We start from the raw sequence: 9309 nt of genomic DNA on the forward strand, positions 1-9309 counted from the left end.
ACGTCACGCGTCGCGGGCCGCTCTCTGTGAGAGGGGATGGCTCGGGGCCGTCGCAGGCGCCTACCTGCCGCGCTCGGCGCGCCTGCGGGCACGGGCGACAAGGGCCGTGTGCCTGAGCTCCCTGGCGCGCGCCGGCTCCATCGCCTTCACGCCCTCGAGCGGGTACTCGATCCCGAGCCTCTCGTACTTGGCCCGCCCGAGCGTGTGATAGGGGAGGAAGTCCAGCCCCACCACGTTGTCCCAGTCGCCGATGATGCGACCCACGGCGGCGGCCTCCTCCTCGCCGTCCGTGATGCCGGGGACCACCACGTGCCGGACCAGCACGGGCGTCCCGCGTCGCGCCAGCTCCTCGCCCAGTTCGAGGGCGTGGCTGGCAGGGAGGCCGCAGAGCCGCTCGTGCTCGGCGGCGTCAGCGGTCTTGATGTCGAGCAGCACGAGATCGCACTCGTCAAGTAGTGGCGAGAAGCGCGACGCGCCCGTGGCGGAGAACGTGGCGCCGCTCGTGTCCAGGCAGGTGTGGATGCGCCCGGCGGGCGCGGCGTGGGCGGCGCGGAAGAGCGCGGCCACGAAGTCGGGCTGCGCCATCGGCTCTCCGCCGGTGACGGTGATGCCGCCGCGCCGATAGAAGGGGCGGTTGCGCTCGAATGTCTCGAGGACCTGGCCGACGCTCATGTCCTCTCCGGGTCCGGACGCACCGCCCTGCCCGTGGTTCTTCTCGCCGTGGGCGAACTCCCAGGTGTCGGGGTTGTGGCAGTAGAGGCAGCGCATCGGGCAACCCTGGCAGAAGACCACGAGTCTCGTGCCAGGGCCGTCTACAGTCCCGAAGGTCTCGATTGAGTGGACGCGCCCGACGACGTCGGCGTCAGAGACGACGGACAAGCTACATCGACTCGTGGAAGGTGCGGGAGATGACGTCGTCCTGCTGCTTCTTGGTGAGGGAGTTGAACTTCACCGCGTAGCCGGAGACGCGGATGGTGAGCTGCGGGTACTTCTCGGGGTGGGCCTGGGCGTCGAGCAGGGTCTCGCGCGTGAAGACGTTGACGTTGAGGTGGTGGCCGCCCTCCTCGACGTAGCCGTCGATCATGTTGACGAGGTTGTCAACCTGCTCGGGGGAGACGGTGGCGGTGGTCATGTGGGTTCCTTTCTCGCGTGCCGGGCGGGGCGTCCCGCCCGGCTCATGGTGACGAGTTACGGGGTCGTGCGCCGGGCGGCCTAGCAGCAGCCGCAGTCGGGCGCGGGGTTCTCGATCTGGATGTCCACGCCCAGCGCGTCGAGGTCAAGCTCGTCGAACATTACGGCGTCGGACTTGCCGAGGGCGCCCGGGACGATGGAGAACGTGTTGGAGATACCGTCCTGCGCGTCCTTGAACGGGAGCTTGGCCACGGAGGCGAGCGACGCCACGGCGCCGTGCGTGTCGCGACGGTGCATGGGGTTGGCGCCCGGGGCGAAGGGCTCGCCGGCGCGGCGGCCGTCCGGCGTGTTGCCGGTGGCGTTGCCGTAGACCACGTTGGACGTGATCGTGAGGATCGAGGTGGTGGGCACCGAGTTGCGGTAGGTGTCGGTCTCGCGGACGAACTTCATGAAGACCTCGACCACGTCGTGGGCGATCTGGTCCACGCGGTCGTCGTCGTTGCCGTACTTGGGGAAGTCGCCCTCGACCTCGTAGTCGGTCACAAGGCCGGTCTCGTCGCGGATGACCTTGACCTTGGCGTACTTGATCGCGGAGAGCGAGTCGGCCACCACGGAGAGGCCGGCGATGCCCGTGGCGAACCAGCGGTGCACGTGCTCGTCGTGTAGGGCCATCTGCAGGCGCTCGTAGCAGTACTTGTCGTGCATGTAGTGGATGATGTTGAGCGCGTTGACGTAGACGCCGGCGAGCCACGCCATCATGTCGCGGAACTTGGCGACGACGTCGTCGTAGTCCAGGTAGTCGCCCTCGACGGGACGGAACTTCGGGCCCACCTGCTCGCCGCTCTTCTCGTCGCGGCCGCCGTTGATGGCGTAGAGCAGGCACTTGGCGAGGTTGGCGCGGGCGCCGAAGAACTGCATCTCCTTGCCGATGCGCATCGAGCTCACGCAGCAGGCGATCGCGTAGTCGTCGCCGTGGTAGACGCGCATGAGGTCGTCGTTCTCGTACTGGATGGAGCTCGTAGTGATGGAGATCTTGGCGCAGTAGCGCTTGAAGGCCTCGGGCAGGCGCGTGGACCAGAGCACCGTGAGGTTGGGCTCCGGCGAGGTGCCCATGTTCTCCAGGGTGTGCAGGTAGCGGAAGGCGGTCTTGGTGACCATGGGGCGGCCGTCGATGCCCATGCCGCCCAGCGACTCGGTGACCCACTGCGGGTCGCCGGAGAAGAGCTCGTTGTACTCGGGCGTGCGGGCGAACTTGACCATGCGGAGCTTCATGACCAGGTGGTCGATGATCTCCTGCGCCTCCTCCTCGGTGATGAGGCCGGCCTTGAGGTCGCGCTCGGCGTAGATGTCCAGGAACGTGGAGTTGCGGCCGATGGACATGGCGGCGCCGTTCTGCTCCTTGACCGCGGCGAGGTAGCCGAAGTAGAGCCACTGCACGGCCTCCTGGAAGGTGCGCGCGGGGCCGGAGATGTCGATGCCATAGATCTCTCCGAGCTGCTTGAGCTCGCCGAGGGCGCGGATCTGCTCCGCGAGCTCCTCGCGGTGACGGATTGTGGCCTCGTTCATGGTCTTCTGGGTGCCGGCGTGCTCGGCCTTCTTCTCCTCGATCAGGCGGTCGACGCCGTAGAGAGCCACGCGGCGGTAGTCGCCGATGATGCGGCCGCGGCCGTAGGCGTCCGGCAGGCCGGTGATGATGTGGGAGTGGCGGCAGGCGCGCATCTCGGGGGTGTAGACGTCAAAGACGCCCGCGTTGTGGGTCTTGCGGTAGTTGGTGTAGAAGTCGACGACCTCGGGGTCCACCTCGTAGCCGTTCTGCTTACAGGCGGCCACGGCCATGCGGATGCCGCCGTTGGGCATAAGGGCGCGCTTGAGGGGCTTCTCGGTCTGCAGGCCCACGATCTTCTCGAGGGGCTGGTCGATGTAGCCGGCGGGGTGGGAGGTGATGGTGGAGACGACCTTGGTGTCCATGTCGAGGACGCCGCCCGCGGCACGCTCCTGCTCAAAGAGGTCGAGGACCTCGTCCCAGAGCTTCGTGGTGCTCTCGGTGGGGCCGGCGAGGAAGGACTCGTCGCCCTCGTAGGGGGTGTAGTTCCTCTGGATGAAGTCGCGGACGTCGATCTGGTGCTCCCAGTTGCCGCTGACAAATCCCTGCCAAGCTTCCTGACTCACTGGTCACGCTCCCTTGTCTCCGTAGTCGTTGCGCGTACTGCCGGATAACGGCGCCCTCTAACGTACCAGAGAGCGCCGCAATGCGGGGCCAGAAAAGTTAGCCACATGCGTCAACCGCAAATTTCCACAACATCTTGTGGCTGGTAGCGAGTGGTGTCACTATGGGTTGTGGGACGTAAAGGTATCTGAACTTGCCGTTCACCGACGAGTCACTACCGTTCACGGCTGGTGGGGCGCGGGCGGGCGACGGGCGGAGTGACGTCGCCCGCTGCACGGCGTGCGCGGGGCCGCGTTGCTGCTGCGCGGCGTGCGGGCGGCGCGGCGAGAAGGACGTGCGGAGCAGCGTTGCTGCTGCGCGGCGTGCGAGCGGCGCGGCGAGAAGGACGTGCGGAGCAGCGTTGCTGCTGCGCGGCGTGCGCGGGAATCCCGGGGTCTGTGCGTTTTGGCCGCCGGGTTCGACGGCTGTGTGCGTCGTGGCGCGCACAGCCCCGGCAAATTTGGCGGCACAGATGCACACTCCCGGCGAATCCCGCGCAGCATGGGTTGGGCGGCTGACGGCCAGGTGCCGCTGACGGCCGGCTGCCAGCGCCCCACCCGGCGAGAAGGACCCGGGAATGCCGGCGTCCCGCCCGGCGAGAAGAACCCGCCGTCCGCGCCCGCCACGCAAAAAGGGGCGCCGCCCGAAGGCAGCGCCCCCCACGGGAAAGCGATGCGCCCGACCACGGACTCGGCCTTAGGCCTCCTTGGGCTTGGCCTCGCCCTCGGGGAAGATGATCTTGTTCACGAAGAAGAAGATTACCATCGAGATGCCGCCGTTCAGCACCGTGGTGCCGATGTTGTAGACCCAGTCGGGGACGAACATGCCGGCCACGGCGACCCAGATGCAGTTGATGGAGTTCACGATGCAGGTGATGATGATGAACGCCACCAGGTACCAGGCAATCTGCGGGCCCAGCTTGCCGTGGGAGCGGAACACGAAGTTGCGCTGGATGGGGAAGTTGATGCACTCGCCGATGACCATGGCCACCATGTAGGCGCAGAAGTACGCAAGGCCGCCGTGGGCCTGGTCGTAGCCCAGGATGTTCCACTGGAAGGTCTCGCCGAACAGCGTCACCGGGATGCCCGGCCAGCCGAACGAGGCGTCACCGAGGAAGGCGAAGGCGGCCGGCAGGAAGGTCAGCATCAGGTACTTGAACACCGTGATCAGGTTGGACACGATGACGAAGAGCCCGCCCTCACGAATCCACTTGGCTGCCGCGGGGTGCTTCTCGGCGAAGTTGGTCCAGAAGTTCATGTGATCTCTCCTTGTTTGTCGTTGGCGTCGCGGGGCTGGCGCGTCCGGCCCGGACGCTGGCTAGCCGAGCAGCTTCTTGGTCTGTCCGTTGAGGACGAGGTTCCTGACGAAGGCGAACGCGATGGGCACCACGATCCACAGGACCCAGAGCAGGATGCCGACCCCGACGCCCCAGCCGGCGAGAAGTGCCACGGCAAGCAGCACCACGCCGCCCCAGCCGTAGCCCTTGACCTCGCGGACGAGCGCGTCCACGACGCCCATGTCCACCATGCCGCCCGTCATCTTGCCGATGGCGCGCAGCGGCATGTTCCAGACGAACAGCACGTTGAGGTCCGGCTTGCCGCTGCGGTCGGCGGCGCGCTTGAGCGAGCGCAGCACGAGCCAGACCACCCAGAAGATGAGCGAGCGGCCGTGGTTGAGGTCGCGGAAGCACATGTTGCGCTCGATGGCGGCGTCGCCGGCGGGCACGGGATGGCCGAGAAGGGCCGCGAAGTGCGCGTCGTCCACGGAGGTGACGTCGGCGGTCTGGTAGGGGGCCACGTCGACGCCCGCGTAGGGGTTGGCGGCGCCGGTGCCGGCCACCTGGAGCGTGGCGGTGAGGCGGACGTCGTCGGAGGAGGCGGCCACGCGCAGCTCGTAGGTGCCGCCCTCGACCTCCCAGCGGTTGGTGGCCACGTTGAAGTAGCGGAAGGCCTTGTCGTCGAGCGGGATGCTCACGCGGCGGGACTCGCCCGGCTCGAGCGCCACCTTGACGAAGCCCTTGAGCTCTTGCGCGGGGCGGAAGACCTCGTGGTCGGGCTTAGCCACGTAGAGCTGGGCCACCTCGGCGCCGGCCACCTTGCCGGTGTTGGTGAGGGTGAAGCTGACCTCCTGGGGCGTGGCCTTGACGTCGGAGTAGGCGAAGGTGGTGTAGGAGAGGCCGAAGCCAAAGGGGAAGGCCACGGGCACGCCCGCGGTCTGGAAGTAGCGGTAGCCCACGTAGAGGCCCTCGCGGTACTCGGCGCTCTTCTCCTCGGAGGGGAAGTTGGCCGAGGAGGGCACGTCCTCCAGGCGACGCGGCCAGGTCTCGGTGAGCTTGCCAGAGGGGCAGACCTTGCCGCACACCACGTCGAGCGCCGCGCCGGCGCCGGCCTGGCCGCCGAGCGCGCAGTAGAGCACGGCGCGGGCGTCGGCCATCCAGTCGCTCTCCACGCAGGAGCCGGCGGAGAGCAGCACCACGACGTTCGGGTTGACCTGGGCGACGGCGTGGGCGAGCTCCACCTGGTTCTCGTTCAGGCGCATGGAGAGGCGCTCGGCGCCCTCGGACTCGGCGATCTCGTCCAGGCCGAGGCACAGCAGCACCACGTCTGCGCTCTTGGCGAGCTCGAGGGCCGCGGCGCGCTTGGAGGCGTTCTCGCCGCCGTGGCGCTCGAAGCCGGGCTCGTAGCCCACCAGGTCGAGGTCCGTCTCGCCGATGAGGTCGAGCAGGGAGTCCACGCGGGTGGAGTTGACGGCGGAGGAGCCGGCGCCCTGGTAGCGCGGGGTCTTGGCGAAGTCACCGACAAGCGCCACGCGGGCGTGGGCGGGAAGTGGCAGGAGGCTCTCCTCGTTCTTGAGCAGGACGCAGCCGGCCGCGGCCACCTTGCGGGCGAGCGCGTGGTGGGCGTCGGCGTCAAAGGAGCTCGCGGCGTTCTCCGTGGCGGCGCGGGTGGAGAGGGCCAGCTCGATGGCCTCGTCCACGCGCGCGTCGAGGTCGGCCTCGGCGAGTCTGCCGCTCTTCACGGCGTCCATGAGCTCGCGCGTGGAGGCGAGGCCCGGCGCCGGCATCTCGTAGGTGGAGCCGGCGGCCACGCCCGCGGTGTGGTCGTTGGAGCCGCCCCAATCCGTGACCACGGCGCCGTCGAAGCCCCACTCGTCGCGCAGGATGTCCTTGAGCAGGTGGGGGTTCTCGTTGGCGTAGGTGCCGTTCACGAGGTTGTAGGAGCTCATGATGGTCTTGGGGTGTGCCTCGCGCACGGCGATCTCAAAGCCGGTGAGGTAGATCTCGCGCAGGGTGCGCTCGTCGAGGATGGAGTCGGACGCCTGGCGGCGGGCCTCCTGGCTGTTGACGGCGAAGTGCTTGGGGCACGCGCCGATGCCGTTGGACTGGATGCCGCGCACGGCGGCCGCAGCCATCTTGCCGGAGAGGTAGGGGTCCTCGGAGTAGTACTCGAAGTTGCGGCCGCACAGGGGATTGCGCTTGATGCACAGGCCCGGGCCAAGCAGCGTGTTCACGCCCTGCGTGGCGGCCTCGTTGCCCATGGCGGCGCCGGCCTGCTCGACGAGCTCGGGGTCCCAGGTGTTGGCCATCGTGACGGCGGTGGGGAAGCACGTGGCGGGGTCGGAGCCGTTGAGGCCCAGGTGGTCGGCCGCGCCGGCCTGGTGGCGGACGCCGGACGGGCCGTCGGAGAACTCGACGGAGGGGATGTCCAGGCGCTTGATGGGAAGGGTGCCGAAGGTGGTGGCGCCCTGGAGCAGCGCGCACTTCTCGGCGAGGGTCATCTGTTTGATAAGGTCTTCGTGCTTCATGGAGGCTCCTAGCGACCGGCCGTGCAAGATCGGATTCTGACAGCCTTGATGATAGGGGCGCCGCGTGCCAGGCCCCTGACGTGTGGCGCAAACGGCCCAAATCAGGACACGATTGGTACGCGGCGGGCGGTAGCGGGACGTGGAGGGGAGCCCCCACGCCAGGCTCGCGGGCGGGGCGGTGTCGTGGCGCGTCACAAAAAAAGGCCCGGCTCAGGGGCCGGGCCTGCGGGGCGGTGGCCGGAGGTGGCGCGCCCCGCTTTGAGTCAAAAGAACCTGTCCCCTGTCTCATGAGACAAAAGAACCTGTCCCCTTTGTCTCACCAGACGAAGGGGATGACGAGCTTGGTGCGCTCGGCGTAGGCGCGGTAGCGCGCGTCGGAGCCGTAGCGCTGCTCGTGGCCGCGCTTCATGCGGCGCGCGCCGTCGACCATCACAAAGAGGATGCCCACGTAGCCCACGAGCGCCACGACCCACTGCACAACTCCGGCGTAGCTGGGGACGCCCGTCACGAACACGCCGGTCCAGAAGAGCATCTCGCCCAGGTAGTTGGGGCAGCGCACCACCGAGAAGAGCCCCTCGGTGGCCACCATGTCGGGGTGCGCCTCCTTCTGGGCGCTCTTCTGCTGGTCGGCCACGGCCTCGATCACGGCGCCGACGGCCATCACGGCGACGCCCACCCAGAGCGCCGCGTCGTCGGGGGTGCCGTTGGCCAGGCGCAGGTGCAGGCCCGCGGTCTCGCAGACGTAGAGCGCGCCCATGAAGAGCCACGCGAGCGCCTTCACAAAGACCGGCGGCTCCTTGCCCACCTTGGTCGCGAGGACCTTGCGGTAGTTGGCGTTGCCCATCTCGCGCCGCCAGAGGAAGACGCCCAGGCGCAGGCCGTAGGCCAGGCAGACGAGAAGCGCCACCACGAGGCCCGGCGTGAGCGGGTTGCCGGTGATGCCCGCGCCCGCGACGAGCGTCGCCACCGCGATCGCCGCCACGGCCAGCCCGTACCCGATCGACATGAACCACACGAAGCGCTTGAAGCCCATCGAGCAGGCGAGAAGTGCCACCACGAAGAGCGTCCCCGTGAGCGTCCAGTTCATCGGCGCTCACCGCCCTTCTCGGCCGCGGCCTTGGCGGCGAGCTCGGCCTCGATGATTGGCGCGTAGCTCTTCTCGGCGATGTAGGCCTTAAAGCTCAGCCCGGGCACCTCGGTGTCGCCCACGCAGTCGTTGAGCAGCGTGAACTTGGAGAACTTGAGCACGTCGGACTTGCCCTGCGCCTTGATCTTGGGCAGGTGCGCCAGCACGTCCATCATGAACGCGGGCACAACCTTCACGGGGCCGTTCGTGACGCCGTCGGCGTTGTAGAACATCTCAGCGATCTGGCGGTAGGTGTAGGTCTCGGTGCCGCCCACCGAGTAGGTCCTGTTCTCGTCGCACATGGTCTTAAGGATGAAGCGGGCGAAGTCGCGCGTGTCGATGACGTTGGCGCGCGGCTCGAAGCCGCCCTTGGTCTTGAGCAGCTGCACGCTCTTGGACTTGATCATCGGCCAGAAGACGTGCGCGATGTCGTAGAAGTAGCCGGTGGGGCGCCAGATCACGTAGGCGAGGCCCGAGGCCTTGAGCCTCTGCTCCAGCAGGTACTTGCTGTGGACCATCGGGATGCCCTCGCCCCTGTCGGCGTTGATGACGCTGACGTAGCCGAAGTGCCTCACGCCCGCGGCGCGCGCCGCCTCGATCAGGTTGAGGTTGCCCTGGTAGTCGATGTCGTAGTTGGTGACCTTGGTGGAGGCGCCGGTGAGGCCCACGGTGGTGATCACCACGTCCGCGCCGTCGCAGAGGCCCGTGAGCGTCTCCGGGTGGGTGACGTCGATCTGGCGCGTCTCGAAGCGCGACGCGTCGACGTCGTCGGGCACGCGCAGCACGGCGTCGGCGGCCACGATTCTGTGGTCGGTCGCGCAGAGCGCGCGCAGGATGTCGGAGCCCAGCTTGCCGAAGGCCCCTGCCAGAACGATCTTCATTGCTACTCCTTCCTGCCCGCAAGGCCCGCGCGGTGGAGCAGCAGCGTGCCCCACAGGAAGCAGGCCATCGAGAGCGTGTTGGTGAGCTGGGCGACCCCACATGACAAGGGGGACGGAGGAAGTGTCTCCGCTCCGTCCCCCTGTCACCCCCACCCCTGTCA

7 protein-coding genes are annotated in these 9309 nt (G+C 68.0%); all 7 read right to left on the reverse strand.

The genetic code is table 11. The annotated features are described in order from the left end of the window. Positions 1-60 precede the first annotated feature (60 nt). A complete protein-coding gene (pflA, locus tag H9X80_RS05655; protein ID WP_204793367.1) occupies positions 61-879 on the reverse strand; it encodes a pyruvate formate-lyase-activating protein in 819 nt (272 codons plus the stop codon). Between the two features lies 1 nt (position 880). Then, positions 881-1132 carry an autonomous glycyl radical cofactor GrcA3 gene (gene grcA3 / locus H9X80_RS05660; protein ID WP_204793368.1) on the reverse strand — a complete coding sequence of 84 codons (252 nt, stop codon included), beginning with the start codon at positions 1130-1132 and terminating at the stop codon, positions 881-883. An 80-nt stretch (positions 1133-1212) separates the two neighbouring features. Continuing rightward, positions 1213-3300 (reverse strand): formate C-acetyltransferase, encoded by a 2088-nt coding sequence (gene pflB / locus H9X80_RS05665; protein WP_204793369.1) that lies wholly within the window; start codon positions 3298-3300, stop codon positions 1213-1215. Positions 3301-4033: 733 nt separating this feature from the next. Further along, positions 4034-4594 (reverse strand): GtrA family protein, encoded by a 561-nt coding sequence (locus tag H9X80_RS05670; protein WP_204793370.1) that lies wholly within the window; start codon positions 4592-4594, stop codon positions 4034-4036. Between the two features lie 60 nt (positions 4595-4654). Further along, on the reverse strand, positions 4655-7141 hold the full coding sequence (locus H9X80_RS05675; RefSeq protein WP_204793371.1) for a glycoside hydrolase family 3 C-terminal domain-containing protein: 2487 nt from the start codon (positions 7139-7141) through the stop codon (positions 4655-4657). A gap of 316 nt (positions 7142-7457) precedes the next feature. Continuing rightward, positions 7458-8228: a DUF1295 domain-containing protein gene (locus H9X80_RS05680; protein WP_204793372.1), complete on the reverse strand. Its 771-nt coding sequence runs from the start codon at positions 8226-8228 to the stop codon at positions 7458-7460. Further along, entirely contained in the window at positions 8225-9148 is a 924-nt protein-coding gene (locus tag H9X80_RS05685) for an SDR family oxidoreductase (protein ID WP_204793373.1), read from the reverse strand. The genes H9X80_RS05680 and H9X80_RS05685 overlap by 4 nt, the downstream gene beginning before the upstream one ends. Between the last annotated feature and the right edge of the window lie 161 nt (positions 9149-9309).

It is taken from the genome of Olsenella profusa (assembly GCF_016900315.1).
GTDB classification, from domain to species: Bacteria; Actinomycetota; Coriobacteriia; order Coriobacteriales; family Atopobiaceae; genus Thermophilibacter; species Thermophilibacter profusus_A.